Annotated in this window: 15 protein-coding genes and 4 tRNA genes; 8 read left to right on the top strand and 11 right to left on the bottom strand. The window is 41.1% G+C overall.

Features of this window, described 5'->3' with window-relative positions; all coding sequences use genetic code 11:
* Window positions 1-248 precede the first annotated feature (248 nt).
* Window positions 249-1,457, top strand: a complete 1,209-nt coding sequence (gene gltS, locus ACLS0A_RS04645; protein WP_103854405.1) for a sodium/glutamate symporter — start codon at window positions 249-251, stop codon at window positions 1,455-1,457.
* A 65-nt stretch (window positions 1,458-1,522) separates the two neighbouring features.
* Here gltS and coaA read toward each other — a convergent pair whose 3' ends face one another.
* Window positions 1,523-2,476 carry a type I pantothenate kinase gene (gene coaA, locus ACLS0A_RS04640; protein ID WP_416082954.1) on the bottom strand — a complete coding sequence of 318 codons (954 nt, stop codon included), beginning with the start codon at window positions 2,474-2,476 and terminating at the stop codon, window positions 1,523-1,525.
* Between the two features lie 214 nt (window positions 2,477-2,690).
* Here coaA and ACLS0A_RS04635 point away from each other — a divergent pair.
* The 5 genes from ACLS0A_RS04635 to tuf all read left to right on the top strand — a co-directional run bounded on the left by ACLS0A_RS04635 (window position 2,691) and on the right by tuf (window position 4,369).
* A tRNA-Thr gene (locus tag ACLS0A_RS04635) sits at window positions 2,691-2,766 on the top strand.
* Between the two features lie 34 nt (window positions 2,767-2,800).
* Window positions 2,801-2,885, top strand: a tRNA-Tyr gene (locus ACLS0A_RS04630).
* A 41-nt stretch (window positions 2,886-2,926) separates the two neighbouring features.
* Window positions 2,927-3,001 (top strand) — tRNA-Gly (locus ACLS0A_RS04625).
* Between the two features lie 4 nt (window positions 3,002-3,005).
* Window positions 3,006-3,081 (top strand) — tRNA-Thr (locus ACLS0A_RS04620).
* A gap of 103 nt (window positions 3,082-3,184) precedes the next feature.
* Window positions 3,185-4,369 (top strand): elongation factor Tu, encoded by a 1,185-nt coding sequence (tuf, locus tag ACLS0A_RS04615; protein WP_046097610.1) that lies wholly within the window; start codon window positions 3,185-3,187, stop codon window positions 4,367-4,369.
* 345 nt (window positions 4,370-4,714) lie between these two features.
* Here the strand turns inward: tuf and dtd are convergent, their stop codons facing one another.
* The 3 genes from dtd to ACLS0A_RS04600 are packed head-to-tail and all read right to left on the bottom strand — an operon-like array spanning window position 4,715 to window position 6,485.
* The gene (dtd, locus tag ACLS0A_RS04610; RefSeq protein ID WP_416083191.1) at window positions 4,715-5,149 is read right to left on the bottom strand and encodes a D-aminoacyl-tRNA deacylase; all 435 of its coding nucleotides are present in this window, start codon (window positions 5,147-5,149) and stop codon (window positions 4,715-4,717) included.
* Window positions 5,149-6,012: a virulence factor BrkB family protein gene (locus tag ACLS0A_RS04605; RefSeq protein ID WP_416083192.1), complete on the bottom strand. Its 864-nt coding sequence runs from the start codon at window positions 6,010-6,012 to the stop codon at window positions 5,149-5,151. Before ACLS0A_RS04605 ends, dtd begins: the two co-directional genes overlap by 1 nt.
* Complete coding sequence (locus ACLS0A_RS04600; protein WP_126370866.1) at window positions 5,988-6,485, bottom strand: YchJ family protein; 498 nt, start codon at window positions 6,483-6,485, stop codon at window positions 5,988-5,990. Before ACLS0A_RS04600 ends, ACLS0A_RS04605 begins: the two co-directional genes overlap by 25 nt.
* Before the next feature lie 174 nt (window positions 6,486-6,659).
* Here ACLS0A_RS04600 and ACLS0A_RS04595 point away from each other — a divergent pair, with 174 nt between their 5' ends.
* The gene (locus ACLS0A_RS04595; protein ID WP_416083193.1) at window positions 6,660-8,159 is read left to right on the top strand and encodes a helicase HerA-like C-terminal domain-containing protein; all 1,500 of its coding nucleotides are present in this window, start codon (window positions 6,660-6,662) and stop codon (window positions 8,157-8,159) included.
* Window positions 8,160-8,247: 88 nt separating this feature from the next.
* On the opposite strand, the gene ACLS0A_RS04590 is transcribed toward ACLS0A_RS04595, so the two are convergent.
* The 5 genes from ACLS0A_RS04590 to asnC form a co-directional block, all read right to left on the bottom strand.
* The gene (locus tag ACLS0A_RS04590; RefSeq protein WP_415777730.1) at window positions 8,248-8,520 is read right to left on the bottom strand and encodes a heavy-metal-associated domain-containing protein; all 273 of its coding nucleotides are present in this window, start codon (window positions 8,518-8,520) and stop codon (window positions 8,248-8,250) included.
* Window positions 8,517-8,894 carry a mercuric transporter MerT family protein gene (locus tag ACLS0A_RS04585; RefSeq protein WP_416083194.1) on the bottom strand — a complete coding sequence of 126 codons (378 nt, stop codon included), beginning with the start codon at window positions 8,892-8,894 and terminating at the stop codon, window positions 8,517-8,519. The genes ACLS0A_RS04590 and ACLS0A_RS04585 overlap by 4 nt, the downstream gene beginning before the upstream one ends.
* Window positions 8,869-9,987, bottom strand: coding sequence for a transglutaminase-like domain-containing protein (locus ACLS0A_RS04580; RefSeq protein ID WP_416083195.1), 1,119 nt, complete (start codon window positions 9,985-9,987; stop codon window positions 8,869-8,871). The genes ACLS0A_RS04585 and ACLS0A_RS04580 overlap by 26 nt, the downstream gene beginning before the upstream one ends.
* Window positions 9,988-10,402: 415 nt before the next feature.
* Window positions 10,403-11,161 (bottom strand): uridine phosphorylase, encoded by a 759-nt coding sequence (udp, locus tag ACLS0A_RS04575; RefSeq protein ID WP_103854849.1) that lies wholly within the window; start codon window positions 11,159-11,161, stop codon window positions 10,403-10,405.
* 32 nt (window positions 11,162-11,193) lie between these two features.
* Entirely contained in the window at window positions 11,194-11,646 is a 453-nt protein-coding gene (asnC, locus tag ACLS0A_RS04570; protein ID WP_103853521.1) for a transcriptional regulator AsnC, read from the bottom strand.
* Window positions 11,647-11,806: 160 nt separating this feature from the next.
* Between asnC and asnA the strand changes: the two genes are divergently transcribed.
* Complete coding sequence (asnA, locus tag ACLS0A_RS04565; RefSeq protein WP_416083196.1) at window positions 11,807-12,799, top strand: aspartate--ammonia ligase; 993 nt, start codon at window positions 11,807-11,809, stop codon at window positions 12,797-12,799.
* 169 nt (window positions 12,800-12,968) lie between these two features.
* On the opposite strand, the gene rpoH is transcribed toward asnA, so the two are convergent.
* Both rpoH and ACLS0A_RS04555 read right to left on the bottom strand, forming a co-directional pair.
* The gene (gene rpoH / locus ACLS0A_RS04560; RefSeq protein ID WP_103853568.1) at window positions 12,969-13,814 is read right to left on the bottom strand and encodes an RNA polymerase sigma factor RpoH; all 846 of its coding nucleotides are present in this window, start codon (window positions 13,812-13,814) and stop codon (window positions 12,969-12,971) included.
* A gap of 210 nt (window positions 13,815-14,024) precedes the next feature.
* Complete coding sequence (locus tag ACLS0A_RS04555) at window positions 14,025-14,339, bottom strand: DUF2322 family protein (protein WP_194751823.1); 315 nt, start codon at window positions 14,337-14,339, stop codon at window positions 14,025-14,027.
* Window positions 14,340-14,350 lie beyond the last annotated feature (11 nt).

Raw genomic sequence — 14,350 nt, 5'->3', positions numbered from 1 at the left:
AAAAAATATACGCCAATTCTTAGCGAAAGTGTGGACGAAAGAGAAAATTTGTGAGAACGATCACGGAATAAAATTAATGCTTTAAAATCAATCTATTACAAGTGGATAAAATCAGAAAAGCAGGGAAAGATCGGCGTAAGCCTACAATAAAAAGGGTTTTTTTGCTATATTAAACCACTTTGATTTTCCATATCGTATTCGTTTACTCCTAAAGGAGTAGGATACAAAAGAAATAAAAAGAGGAGTATATGGTTTTTGATACTTATGAAACATTGGCGTTAGCCTGTTTAGTTTTATTATTGGGGTATTTTTTAGTAAAGCGCGTTCGTTTATTAAATCACTATAATATTCCTGAGCCTGTGGTGGGCGGTTTTGTTGTCGCAATCATCTTGACGGTGGTTCACCAGTTTTGGGGATTAAGTTTCAGCTTTGATACGGATTTACAGCGTACGATGATGCTGACATTCTTTACCTCTATCGGCTTGAGTGCGAATTTTTCTCGTTTAATTAAAGGCGGAATGCCATTGGTGATTTTCCTTTTTGTTGCAGCTGGATTGATTGCGTTACAAAACACCGTGGGCATTTTCAGTGCTATGGCATTAGGGTTAGATCCCGCTTATGGATTGTTGGCAAGTTCTGTTACCCTAACAGGGGGGCACGGCACAGGCGCGGCTTGGGCTGATGCACTGGCAGCACGTTTTGGTATTCAAAGTGCTACAGAATTAGCGATGGCTTGTGCTACCTTTGGCTTGATTTTTGGTGGTGTCATCGGTGGGCCTGTGGCGAGCTTTTTACTTAAACGCTTACATCGTAAAGAAATTCCAGAAGATGAAAATTTAGATGATGTGGAAGAGGCTTTTGAAAAACCGGTGTATCGCCGTAAAGTAAACACTCGCTCAATTATTGAAACAATCACGATGTTGTCTATTTGTTTATTCATTGGGCAGCAGTTAGATTTATTGGCAAAAGGCACGGCATTCCAGCTCCCTACTTTCGTGTGGTGCTTGTTTACAGGGGTGATTGTGCGTAATTCTCTATCCCATATCTTTAAGTTTAAAGTGGCGGAAGAAGCCATTGATATTTTGGGTAGTGTCGGGCTTTCCATTTTCTTGGCGATCGCGTTAATGTCGCTAAAATTGTGGGAATTAGTCGGCTTAGCCTTGCCAATTTTGGTGATTTTGCTCATTCAAGTGGCAGTAATGGCGTTATATGCAATTTTTGTTACTTTCCGTGTGATGGGGAAAGACTATGATGCCGTGGTGTTAAGTGCGGGTCATTGCGGCTTTGGTTTAGGGGCAACGCCAACAGCGGTTGCGAATATGCAAGCCGTAACTTCGCACTATGGGCCTTCTCATAAAGCCTTCTTGATTGTGCCAATGGTTGGTGCATTCTTCATTGATATTCTTAATGCGAGTTTGTTGAAACTCTTCGTGGAAGTAGTGGCGATATTCCATTAAGAAAGGAAAATTAGGTATAAATAAAAAATCGTTGTTAATGAAACTTAACAACGATTTTTTTATCACTATCTTTTCAATTTAACCTTTTCCACTGCGTGATTTGCTCCCTTAGTTAAAATTAAATTGGCGCGCTCACGGGTCGGCAGAATATTTTCTCGCAGGTTTTTGCCGTTGATGTCTTCCCAAATTTTGCTCGCTGTGGCAACGGCTTCTTGCTCGGAAAGGCTAGCATAGTGCTTAAAGTAAGAATCAGGATTATTAAAGGCGCTTTGGCGAAATTTAAGAAAACGGCGAATGTACCATTCTTTTAATAGACTTTCTTCCGCATCAACATAAATAGAAAAATCGACAAAATCAGAAACAAAGACTTGATTTGTATTGCTATTTCCGCGTTGTAGCACATTCAATCCTTCTAAAATAAGAATGTCGGGCTGATCAACATAATCAAACTGATCAGGCACAATGTCGTAAGTTAAATGAGAATAAATGGGCGCACTCACATTGCGTTTGCCTGATTTTATATCAGCCAAAAAATGGATCAGGCGTTGCGTATCATAAGAAACAGGAAAGCCTTTCTTTTGTAACAGATTGTCTTTTTTGAGTTTTTCTAAAGGATATAAAAAGCCATCGGTGGTGATGAGATCCACTTTGCGCACTTGTGGCCAGTTTGATAAGAGTGATTGCAAAATCCGCGCGGAAGTGCTTTTCCCCACCGCAACACTGCCTGCAATGCTGATAATATAAGGAGTTTTTTGTTTATCCCCCCCAAGAAAACGGGTTAAAACGGTCTGACGGCGCAGATTTTCCTCAATATAGTAGTTAATTAAACGCGCCAACGGCAGATAAATGGTACTAACTTCATCTAATGACAGATCTTCGTTAATCCCTAGCAAAGGCTTGAGATCTTGCTCGGTGAGTTTTAATGGAACGGATTTGCGTAATTCTGCCCATTGCTGGCGATCAAAAGAAAGAAAGGGCGTTAATCGCTCATTTAATAAAGTTGAATCAGAAAATGCCACAATGTTGTCTTCATATTTATAGAATGTTGAATAGAAATATACCCTATAAATTTGCTTATGATTAGTGAAATTTAGAATAAATTGGCACTTTTTTTATAAATTTTGTGCATTTTGACTGATAAATAGCCGAACAATAAAAAAAATCTATTTTTTTTCAAAAAAACGCTTGTCAGTGATAAAAATTTCCCTATAATACGCCTCACTTGCTTACGACGCCGACTTAGCTCAGTAGGTAGAGCAACTGACTTGTAATCAGTAGGTCACCAGTTCGATTCCGGTAGTCGGCACCATAACCAATCGTAGTCAAGTTCATTCATTTAGTGCGGAGGGATTCCCGAGCGGCCAAAGGGAGCAGACTGTAAATCTGCCGGCTCAGCCTTCGAAGGTTCGAATCCTTCTCCCTCCACCATTTTTTAGATGAATTCTGATGGGACAGATGAATTTAGGACTGCGGGCATCGTATAATGGCTATTACCTCAGCCTTCCAAGCTGATGATGCGGGTTCGATTCCCGCTGCCCGCTCCAAAGCGCTGATATAGCTCAGTTGGTAGAGCGCACCCTTGGTAAGGGTGAGGTCGGCGGTTCAAATCCGCCTATCAGCACCAGCCTTAACTTCACCTTTCTCTTATTAATAGTTTAAACTTAATTCAATTGGTTAATGTGGTATTTTGAACCATCGATAACCGTGTTTATCTAGAGGGACTCTTAATGTCTAAAGAAAAATTTGAACGTACAAAACCGCACGTAAACGTGGGTACAATCGGCCACGTTGACCATGGTAAAACAACTTTAACAGCAGCAATCACCACAGTATTAGCGAAACACTACGGTGGTGCGGCACGCGCATTTGACCAAATCGATAACGCGCCAGAAGAAAAAGCGCGTGGTATCACCATCAACACCTCACACGTTGAATACGATACTCCAACACGTCACTATGCACACGTTGACTGCCCAGGACACGCAGACTATGTTAAAAACATGATTACTGGTGCGGCGCAAATGGACGGTGCAATCTTAGTAGTAGCAGCGACAGACGGCCCAATGCCACAAACTCGTGAGCACATCTTATTAGGACGCCAAGTAGGTGTACCATACATCATCGTATTCTTAAACAAATGCGATATGGTAGATGACGAAGAGTTATTAGAATTAGTAGAAATGGAAGTGCGTGAACTTCTTTCTCAATATGATTTCCCAGGTGATGATACTCCAATCGTACGTGGTTCAGCGTTAAAAGCGTTAGAAGGCGATGCGCAATGGGAAGAAAAAATCCTTGAGTTAGCAAACCACTTAGATACATACATTCCAGAGCCAGAGCGTGCGATTGACCAACCATTCTTATTACCAATCGAAGACGTATTCTCAATCTCAGGTCGTGGTACCGTAGTAACAGGCCGTGTAGAGCGTGGTATTATCCGCACTGGTGATGAAGTAGAAATCGTAGGTATCAAAGAAACTGCGAAAACTACTGTAACAGGTGTAGAAATGTTCCGTAAATTACTTGACGAAGGTCGTGCAGGTGAAAACATCGGTGCATTATTACGTGGTACAAAACGTGAAGAAATCGAACGTGGTCAAGTATTAGCGAAACCAGGTTCAATCACACCACACACAGACTTCGAATCAGAAGTTTACGTATTATCAAAAGAAGAAGGTGGTCGTCACACTCCATTCTTCAAAGGTTACCGTCCACAATTCTATTTCCGTACAACTGACGTAACAGGTACAATCGAGTTACCAGAAGGCGTGGAAATGGTAATGCCAGGCGATAACATCAAAATGACGGTAAGCTTAATTCACCCAATCGCGATGGACCAAGGTTTACGCTTTGCGATTCGTGAAGGTGGACGTACAGTAGGTGCGGGTGTTGTAGCGAAAATCATCAAATAATGATGATTGCTAGGTAACACTAGAAAAGCTAAAAGCTAAGAGAGGGCATCGAAAGATGCCCTTTTATTTTGCTTGGATTTTGCGATGAAAAATCTGGAAAAAATGCCCGCACTTTTGTTGTAAAAGAATAAATAAAGTGCGGTGTAAATTTTAGGGATTTTTTCTTTTCTATATTTTATTCTCTCACGTCAAATCTATTTTCATTTGACAATGAATTACCTTCTATTAGTTTAGTGTTTCAATAAAGAGAATTGGGTTAGATACACAAAATACATTAAACAGATAATAAAAAACTTAGCGAAAAAGCACCGCACTTTAGTTTTATCTATTTTCTGTTTGTAATCCTTACACCTCCAACCAAAACGTAACTGGCCCGTCATTGGTTAAACTCACTTGCATATCAGAGGCGAATTTGCCGGTGGCGGTGGTAACGCATTGTTGGCTTTTTTGTACGAAGTAATCGTAAAGCTGTTCGGCTTTTTGTGGCGCTGCACCGTTGGAAAAGCTAGGGCGTAGGCCTTTTTGAGTGTCGGCGGCGAGGGTGAATTGGGAAACTACCAGCAATTCACCCTTTACTTGTTGGACATTTAAATTCATTTTGCCTTGTTCATCGCTGAAAACGCGGTAGTGCAGCACTTTTTCCAGTAAACGATCCGCTTTGCTTTCATCATCTTCTTTTTGCACGCCAAGCAACACTAATAAACCTTGCTGAATTTGCCCTGTGATGTTGCCATCGACTTCCACTTTAGCTTGGCTAACTCGTTGAATTAATGCGATCATTATTGTTCCTCAATTTGTTGTAATTCAATTTCACCATTTTTTAATAAACGCATATCGCCTAGCACTGCAGCCAGTTGCGCGCCGAGTAAAATGGCAATCCAGCTGAGCTGAATCCATAGCAACATAATTGGCAAGGTTGCCATTGCGCCATAAATCAGTTGATAAGAGGGGAAATTGGTGATGTACCACGCAAAGGCCTGTTTGCCTAAGGTGAAGAACACCGCAGCGACCAACGCTCCAGCAGCAGAATGTTTAATGCTGACAGATTTATTCGGTACAATTTTATAAATTAAAGTGAAAATAAACCAAGTGAGCATAAAGGGGATAAAACTGAGTAATTTTAAGCCGAAAGGCAAGCTCAGATCCGATTGCAACAAATCACCAGCAAGGCTAGTAACATAGGTGCTAACCCCAATGCTGGTGGCGATAATAATCGGCCCAAGGGTTAAAATCAGCCAGTAAATGGCAAAAGAAAAAAGGGTTGGGCGAATGCTACTGTCCTGCCAAATGGAGTTGAGCGTACGGTCAATGGTATTGATGAGCATTAAAGCAACCACAATTAAACTGATGATCCCAACCGCACTCATCTGTTTGGAATTATTCACAAACTGATCAATATATTCTCCCACCATATTGCTGGCGTTTGGGGCGAAATTGTCAAAGATGAATTGTTTGAGCTCGCCTGTTACTTCATTAAAAACAGGAAAGGCGGAGAAAATGGAAAAAATCACCATAATCAGCGGCACAAGCGCCAGCATTGTGCTGTAAGTGAGATAGCCCGCTGCTTGGGTGAGTTTATTTTGATTGAAACGCAACCAAAATACGTTGAGAAAGAGGCTTAGTTTTCGCCATAAAACTGACATAGCATTACTCCACAACAATGTTTAAATTTCTTCCCTGAGCCGCAAATACAAGGCTGCTTCATTGCAGGCAGGGTAACAGTGGGATCGGCAAAATACCAGCGTTCCCCCACGTTTACAAATAAAGATTTTTCGTGATGAATCTGCTCGCCCTCAGCGCTTAAAAATTTCGCCTTAAATTCCACCGCACTATGGGTTTTATCTAATTTAGCATCGTGTTTTAGCACCTCTAAGCCCAGCCACTGGGTTTGCGCCGCCCATTGTTTTAAGGCGTCATAATCCAACAGTGTTTGCTGGCTTGGTACGGTGGTTTCTACAATATAATCAATATCTTGCAATACAAACGCAGCGTAGCGCGAACGCATTAATTGTTCGGCGTTTTGGGCAATTTTTTGCTTTTGATGTAAGGGCTGGCAACAATCTTGATATGCGTTACCCGATTGGCAAGGACAAAGTGCGGTGGTTTTTTCGTCCATTTTTCAACAATGATCCTTCAAGTAGTTGGTAAATTCGCCTAAGCATATCACATCAAGTTGATGATTTCATTTGCCAAAAAGAAAATAGGGCGTGCAGAATTTGTGATAATTTTTGACCGCACTTTATTTTTTTCTTATTATGCACCCACATTTTGATCGATTTCAGAGGCTTATATGCAATATTCATTAGCACAAACAGAACAGGGCGAAGTTTTAGGATTAACCGCCAAAATGGCAAATCGCCACGGTTTAATCGCAGGAGCAACAGGGACAGGAAAAACCGTTACTTTACGCAAAATGGCGGAAGCGTTCAGCGATGATGGGGTGCCAGTGTTTTTGGTGGACGTGAAAGGGGATTTGTCGGGCTTGGTAAAAGCTGGGGAATTCCAAGGTAAAGTGGCAGAGCGCATTGAACAATTTCACCTAGGCGGCGAAAGCTATTTACAAGGTTATCCCGTTTCTTTCTGGGACGTGTTTGGCGAAACAGGGATTCCATTGCGTACCACCATTTCTGAAATGGGGCCATTGTTGCTTTCTCGTTTATTGAATCTCAACGCCACGCAAGAGGGCTTGCTCAATTTGGTATTCCGCGTGGCGGACGATAAAGGCTTATTGCTCATCGATCTGAAAGATCTGCGTGCAATGCTGAAATATGTGGCAGAAAATGCCAAAACCTTCCAATTGGAATATGGCAATGTGTCCGCCGCTAGTGTGGGCGCAATTCAGCGTGCCTTACTTGCCTTAGAAAATGAAGGGGCAAGCAAATTGTTTGGCGAGCCTGCTTTAAATCTTGATGATTGGCTACAAACCCGTGATGGACGTGGCGTGATCAACGTATTAAATTCAGAAAAATTAATTAATTCACCAAAAATGTATAGTGCGTTTTTGCTTTGGTTAATGGCGGAATTATTTGAGCAACTGCCTGAAGTGGGTGATCCCGATAAACCGAAATTTGTGATGTTCTTTGATGAAGCGCACTTATTATTTGATGGCGCGCCAGCCGCGTTGGTGGATAAAGTGGAGCAAGTGGTGCGCTTGATTCGTTCTAAAGGGGTAGGGATTTATTTCGTTACACAAAATCCACTAGATTTGCCTGATACGGTGTTAGGGCAGCTAGGAAACCGTGTGCAACACGCCTTGCGCGCCTTTACGCCACGCGATCAAAAAGCCGTGAAATCGGCGGCTGAAACGTTCCGTACCAATCCAAAAGTGAATGTGGTGGAAACCATTTCGACCTTGGGTGTGGGACAGGCTTTGGTGTCTTTCCTTGACGAAAAAGGTATGCCGGCGCCAGTGGAAATTGCTTATATTTATCCACCAAAAAGTCAGCTTAAACCGATTTCTGTTGAACAGCGCAACCAATGGGTGAAAGACGATGATCTTTACCCTTATTACAATAATTATGTGGATAATGTTTCCGCCTTTGAAATGTTACAAGAGCAGGCAGATCTGGCTGCTGTCGCACAAAAACAAGCGGAACAAGCCCAAGAGGAAGAAGAAAACGGCTTTATGGGAAGCTTAAGCCGAATGTTGTTTGGCAAGAAAAAACGCGGCGAACAACTGAGTGTTACCGAACAAGTGGTGAGAAGCGTGGCGAAATCGGTTGGACGCAACATTCGCAACCAAATCACCAAGCAAATTATGCGCGGGATTTTAGGGGCGTTGAAGAAATAAGATTTTAACTTACATAGTAAAAGGCTTAAAACCCGTGATAAGGTTTTAAGCCTTTTTTCCTATATTGTTAGGATTGCGGGAGTTACATTTATTTTTGTACCACTGCGTGATAATGCAACTTATCAATAGCTTGAATGAGCATTTCATCACTCACTTTCTCATCTGCCACCACATTTACCAAACGTGAATTAAAATTCGCTTTAGTCGATTGCACGCCGTCAATGTTGCGCAATTCTTTATTGACTAAATAAACGCAAAGCTGGCAATTCATTTCTTCAATATGCAACGTAACCTTGCGTTCTGCGGCAAGGCTTGGCAATGAAAAGCTAAGTGCGGTCAAAAAAAGTAAGATTTTTTTCATTCTAAATAATCCAAAACATAAGGTAAAACATAGGGATAAGTTAAGAAAAAAAGAATAATCAGCGCCATTAGCCAATATAAAATTTGCAATGTACGGCGTGAGAGATATTGGCTACAAATCACTTTTCCTGAGAAATTCAGCAGCCAAAAGCCATAACCAAATGCAATGAGAGAAATCACGAGCATTGGAATTTGCAAAAATGCCAGCTGATTTAAGCTCACTAGCCAAGTGCTAGAAATGCCAAATAACAGATACAACAATGGCGCAATACAGCAAAGTGTCGATGCCACCGCAGCACTCACTGCGGTGGTACATATCGCCCAAAATTTGGCATTTGCGCCTTTTGGATTAGCGTTGCTGCGAGATAAATTCATAACCAAATTCTTTTGCATCAAAGGAATTTAATGGATCGCCGCCCACTTCAGCATAAGGATAACCAAAATTATTGATTGGCGCGAGTTCAGGCGTTGGGTAAAGGGTGAAATCGCGTGCGTGATTAAAGCCAATCCAGTTACCCTCCCAATTTCCGAATAAATAATCTGAAACCGCTTGGGTATCGCTATCTGCCACTGCTTTATTCTCTGTTAGGCGATATTTTGCTACGTCCGCGGAATCCACAGGAACCCAGCCAAAACCTGCCAGATAAAATTCCGCACGACAATGTTGTCCGCCATTTTCATTGGCGATTTTGTTTTTGGCACTACCAAACGCGGATTTAGAATATTTGCCCATTTTCACCGCCTCTCCTAAACGAATACCGAACACTTCGCGAGCGGGAATACCAGAAGCACGCGCTAAAGCAACAAACACAGAATTAATATCCGTGCATTTTCCTTTTAACACGCCTGTTGTTAGGATTTTTTCCACATCACCATCGCCACAGCCTAATACGGAATTATCACGCTCCATATTTGCCACAATCCACTGATGAATACGTTCTGCTTTTTTGAGCGGATTTGTTTCATTCCCTACAATTTTATCGGCGTATTCTTTCACGATTCCGTCAATTTTAATATGTTTTGTTGGCTGTAAATAAGGTTGCACATCAACGCCATATTCTATTTTTTCTGGCGCTTGATAATCTTTCAATAAGCCTTGTTTCTTCGGTTCGCGATCTTGGGTTTCCACAACCAGCGTAACGGTTAAATTGCGTTTTTGTGATTCTGGTGTCCAAGTGGCAAATAATGTACTAGCACTATATTGATTATTTTCTGTGATGTAAGCCTGTTGATAATTGCCATCAAATGTGATGGATTTCACCGTTTGATAGTCGTTACTAAAAGGCAATGGTACCCACAAATTTGTCGTTCCTGATGAGCCTTTTGGCACTTGTAAATCATAGGTTTGCGTAAATTCGTAAGTGTGCGTAGTGGTGTTAGGATTTGCCATCGTTTGTGCATTGGCTAACGTTGCCGCAGCGAACAGTGAGCTGGTAAAAAGTGCGGTGGTAAAAATCGTTTTTTTCATAGAAAACTCCTGTTTACAAAAGGGATTGCAAGGTTATGCCATTCAGTTAAAAATGGGCTACCTTATAGGAATCAGGCGAGAGAAAACGCGTTGCGTCAAATAATTGCCAAATTTCTAACCTTCCTTAAATCCTTAAGAGAAATTGAAAACGGCAAGAATGGTATAACGATGAAAACCAGAATTGAAAACAGTTTGATCATTTCCTACACACAATACTTGCGATATAGCTGTTCAACGAACAAAGGGATTTTACGATTTATGGGTAAAATTGCAATCTTTTGTTGATTGGCGGGGTGAAATAATCGGATAAAAAGGCATAAAATCCATAATGATTGTTATGCTTGATTTTAGAGCGTTAAGTAAAAAGTACGGTAAAAAATTCGTAAAAATTCCACCGCACTTTCTTTTTCTAACATTAAACCAATAATGCCGCCGCTTTCACCACAATATCAATGGCGTTTTGCTCGGTTTGATGAATAGTCTCCTCATTTGGGATTTCTTGCTGTGTACGGTTTACGATTGCACCAGCCACCATACCAGCACGCAAGCCTAAAGCAGAACACATTGTAAATAAGGTGGCACTTTCCATTTCGTAGTTCATTACATTTAGCTCTTGCCATTGTTTTAATGAACCTTGATAGTGGCGGTAAATTTTGCCAGTGTAAGTGTCGTAGCGCTCTTGCCCTGGGTAGAACGTATCTGATGATGCGGTGATACCAATATGCACTTTCGCTTTATCATTTTCTAATGCCGCTTTGTGAAGCATTGAAGTGCAAGTAAAGTCCGCTACCGCTGGATATTCTAATGGCGCGAAATGACGGCTTGCCCCATCTAAACGCACCGCACCTGTAGTGATCAAAATATCACCCACATTAATATGCGGCTGAATTGCCCCTGTTGTGCCAATGCGTAGGAAAGTGCGCACGCCTAATTGCGCCAATTCTTCCACAGCAATAGAAACCGAAGGCCCACCAATCCCTGTGGAACAAACCACCACGGCCTTGCCATTAAGATAGCCAAGCCAAGAAGTAAATTCTCTGGTCGCGGCTAAAAATTTTGGATTGTCCAATAAACGAGCAATACGTTCAACACGTTCTGGCGCACCGGGAACAATGGCAAGTTGCGCGCCATCTAACATTGCTTTCGTTAAGCCTAAGTGAAATACATCAGACATAATGACTCCTATTTTAGTTATAAATGAATGAGTTATGGAGTAATATCACGCAAAATTGGATTTTGCATTGAAATCAAGGTTTCGGTAGATTGAATTTCATCAATCAACTGAATTTTGGTTGCGAGTACGGAATGAAGCTCCGCAATGGTGTGGGTCATCACCTTAATAAAAATGGAATAATTCCCCGTGGTGTAATAAGCTTCCACCACTTCTTCAAATTTTTCTAATTTCGCGATCACCTTATCGTAATCTTTCGCGCTTTTGAGAATAATGCCAATGAAACAACAGACATCATAGCCTAGTTTACGCTGATCGATGCGGATCTTTGTGCCTTGAATAATACCCGCTTGACGCATTTTTTCTACACGAACGTGAATTGTCCCAGGGCTTACGCCAAAATTTTTCGCCATTTCTGCGTAAGGGGTGCGTGCATCTTTAATCAACACACGCAGGATTTGTTTATCTAAGTTATCAATATTGTGCATTTTCTCTTTCCAAAATTAGATTTATTTTAAAATTGTAGCCAATTTTTTAATGAAAAACCATTTACAGTGCTATTTTTGTTTATAGGTATTGAATTTTGCTCCCATATCATTAAATAATATGCAACGAAAATCAAAACCAGTAATAAACAAGGTTCATACAATGGAAAAATCATTTATTTTACAACAACAAGAAATTAGCTTTGCTAAAAACACCTTTACCCAAAAACTTTTGGAACATTTAGGTCTTGTAGAAGTTCAGGGCCCTATCCTAAGCCAAGTTGGCAATGGTATTCAAGATAATCTTTCAGGAACAGAGAAGGCAGTGCAAGTAAATGTGAAACAGATCACAGATGCCACCTTTGAAGTGGTTCATTCTTTAGCCAAATGGAAACGCCACACCCTTGCGCGTTTTGGTTTTGCGGAAGGTGAAGGCTTATTTGTGCATATGAAAGCCTTGCGTCCAGATGAAGACAGCCTAGATCAAACGCACTCTGTGTATGTGGATCAATGGGATTGGGAAAAAGTGATCCCAGCAGGTCGCCGCAACCTAGATTATTTAAAAGAAACCGTGCGTGAAATTTATCAAGCGATTTTGGAAACGGAAGCTGCAGTAAGTGAAAAATTCGGTTTAACTCGTTTCTTACCGCAAGAAATCACTTTCATTCACAGTGAAGATTTAGTGAAACGCTACCCAGGAATGAACGACAAAGAACGTGAAAACGCCATTTGTAAAGAATACGGTGCAGTGTTCTTAATTGGTATCGGCGGCGAATTATCAGACGGTAAACCACACGACAAACGTGCGCCAGACTATGATGACTGGACAACCGTTTCTGAGTGCGAATACAAAGGCTTAAACGGCGATATTTTAGTTTGGAACCCAACCTTAGAGCGTGCTTTTGAGCTTTCTTCAATGGGTATCCGTGTAGATGAAACTGCTTTACGCAAACAGCTTGCCATTACAGGTGATGAAGATCGCCTACAATTTGACTGGCACCAAGATTTAGTAAATGGTCGCTTACCCCTTTCTATCGGCGGTGGTATCGGTCAATCACGTTTAGCGATGTTATTGTTGCACAAAAAACACATTGGTGAAGTGCAATCTAGCGTATGGCCTAAATCTGTAATGGAAGAGTTTGCTAACATTCTTTAATTTCCTTAGAAGCATAAAAGCCTAGGAAAATACCTAGGCTTTTTTATTGCAATAAAATTTAGAAAATTTGCACCGCACTTTATTTTTACAACGTTATCGTGTGGGTAAGTCTAAATTTGGCTAATAAAAAAGCACTGAATTAATCAGTGCTTCTTTGTGTTATTTTCTTTTAGAACGTTACCGCACTTTTAAGTTTTTTCAATGCGTTAGTTTCAAGTTGGCGAACACGCTCAGCGGAAATATTGTATTTTGCCGCTAAATCTTGCAAGGTGGCTTTGTTTTCATCTAACCAACGTGCTTTGATAATGTCTTGGCTACGTTCGTCCAAACCTTCAAGCGCGGTAGCAACTTGATCTGCCGCTTGGGTTTCATAATTTTCATTTTCAAGTTCTGCGGCAAAGTTTGAGCTTTTATCTTCAAGATAAAGCGCTGGTGCAAAGCTTTCATCATCATCTTCATTAGAAAGATCAAAGCCAACATCTGCTCCAGTCATACGGCTTTCCATTTCAATCACATCTTGTTTAGATACGCCAAGCTCTTCTGCGACCATATCCACTTCATTATCATTGAACCAACCTAAGCGCTGTTTAGTTTTGCGTAGGTTAAAGAACAATTTACGTTGTGCTTTGGTGGTTGCCACTTTCACGATACGCCAGTTGCGTAACACATACTCGTGGATTTCCGCTTTGATCCAATGCACAGCAAAAGAAACAAGGCGCACGCCCACTTCAGGGTTAAAACGTTTTACGGCTTTCATTAAGCCGATATTACCTTCTTGAATTAAATCTGCTTGTGGCAATCCATAACCAGAATAGCCACGCGCAACGTGGATCACAAAGCGAAGATGAGACAAAATCAATTTTTTTGCTGCCTCAAGATCTTCTTTATAATACAAACGTTCCGCTAATTCCTTTTCTTCCTCTGCGCTTAGCATAGGATATTCGTTCGCAGCACGGATATAGCCTTCTAAGCTGCCTTGAGGAACTAACATTAGGGTTTGTGTATCTTTGTTCATCATATTCCTTCTTATTTTACGCCCAACTTTAGGGCTATTTATAACATAATCTATAATAAGGTCAATCGATTATAACGATTAATCTATCCTTTTCTTGTAGGTTTAGACTATGGACTTTTAAGAAAGTTCGTTACTTTTGATAAATTTTTTATTAAATAAAATAAATCTTCAAAAAATCTCGCTCAGCCCTTGTTTTACAAGGATTGACGCTTATTTTTCTTCTGGCACTAAGCGATAGTCCTTGCCCTGTTCAATCACCGTAAATAACAGATCAATATTCGGGTGCTTGCCGGGGAATTGTTTGGCATCTTGCGTGTGTTCAGCAAAAAGTTGCAAGCCTTTTTCTGCGCAAGTGCGGTCTAATTTTCCGTTAAATTCTTGTGCAAGAGCGTTGTACACGCGTAATGAGCCAAGTTTGCCTGCAATAGCAGGAATGTGGTGAATTTGCGTTTCACCGTCAAATACGCTTAAGCCTGCAAGGTGATCGATAGTTGGTAAGGTTTCTAAAATTGTTTTGAAATCCATTTTGCTTCCTT

This window comes from Avibacterium volantium, assembly GCF_049366555.1.
In the GTDB taxonomy this organism is placed as follows: domain Bacteria; phylum Pseudomonadota; class Gammaproteobacteria; order Enterobacterales; family Pasteurellaceae; genus Avibacterium; species Avibacterium volantium_A.
The sequence above is the reverse complement of the archived record's forward strand: the minus strand, read 5'-3'. Positions and strand labels throughout refer to the sequence as shown.